Annotated in this window: 1 protein-coding gene; it reads right to left on the bottom strand. The window is 63.5% G+C overall.

Features of this window, described 5'->3' with window-relative positions; genetic code table 11:
• Positions 1-1,318 (bottom strand): Tn3 family transposase (locus F4U94_RS24055; RefSeq protein ID WP_150412354.1); only part of this gene is annotated, 1,318 nt, incomplete at both ends.

The raw sequence follows: 1,318 nt of genomic DNA, 5'->3' as shown, positions 1-1,318 counted from the left end.
CGATATGGGTACCGCTGGCGGCCCGGGTATTGACGACCTCGCCGAGCTTCATGGTGTTCCAGAATATGATGATGGCGGCGAGCAGGTTCATTCCGGCGATGCGATAGTGCTGGCCTTCGCCGGATCGATCCCGGATTTCACCTCGGCGGTGGAAGCTGATGGCGCGCTTTAGGGCGTGGTGGGCCTCACCCTTGTTGAGGCCGATCTGAGCCTGGCGCTGGAGGCCGGCATCAAGAATCCAGTCGATCATGAACAGGGTTCGCTCGATGCGGCCCACCTCTCGCAATGCGAGGGCCAGCTCATTCTGGCGCGGGTAAGAGGCGAGCTTGCGAAGAATCTGGCTGGGGGCGACGATCCCCGCTGCGATCGTCGCCATGATGCGCAGGATGTCGGGCCAGTTGCGCTCGATGAGCGGTTCATTGATCTTACCTCCGACCAGCGCTCGCACATTGGCCGGCGTCGCGTTGGGCGTGAAGGCATAGAGTCTTTTCTGAGGGAGATCGCGGATACGGGGGGCGAACCTGTAGCCGAGCAAGGCGCAGGCGGCGAACACATGATCGGTGAAGCCGCCCGTGTCGGCAAAATGCTGGCGAACGCGGCGGCCCGCGTCATTCATGAGCAGCCCGTCCAGGATATAGGGAGCCTCGCTGACCGTTGCCGGGATCACCTGGGTTGCGAACGGCGCATATTGATCGGACACATGGCTGTATCCCTTGAGGCCCGGGACGTTGCCATATTTCGCGTTGATCAGATTCATCGCCTCGCCCTGCTCGGTAGCAAGGAAGAACTGCCCGTCGCTGGATGCCGATTGCCCTTGTCCCCAGAAGGCGGCCATGGGCAGGGCGGCGTGGGCCTCCACGATCATGGCGAGCGCCCGATCATAGGCGCTGCCTTCGACATGCCAGCGCGCGATCCGCAGCAATTCCCAGAAGCTGTGCGTGTTGGTCGCCGCCGCCATCTTGCGCAAACCGAGATTGACGCCTTCCGCCAGCAACACGTTCATCAGGCCGATCCGGTCGCTGCAGGGCGCGCCGGTGCGCAGATGCGTGAACGCCTCGGAAAATCCGGTTCGCTCATCGACTTCCAGCAACAGATCGGTGATCCTCGCGGGCGGGAGCTGTTGATAGAGATCGAGCACGAGATCCTCGGCCCCTTCGGGCGTGTCGGCCCTCAGCTTGTCGATGTGCAGCTTGCCGTTCTCGATGATGCCGCCTGGGATCGTGCCGGTTCGCGCCGCGCGGCCAAACTCCTTCAGCCGTGTATCCAGTCGAGCCCTGCGCTCGGCCAGCCATTCGCCGGGTCGCAGCGGCACGGCGAG

The organism is Sphingobium limneticum (assembly GCF_008710155.1).
GTDB classification, from domain to species: Bacteria; Pseudomonadota; Alphaproteobacteria; order Sphingomonadales; family Sphingomonadaceae; genus Sphingobium; species Sphingobium limneticum.
This window is presented reverse-complemented; position numbering and strand designations above follow the sequence as displayed.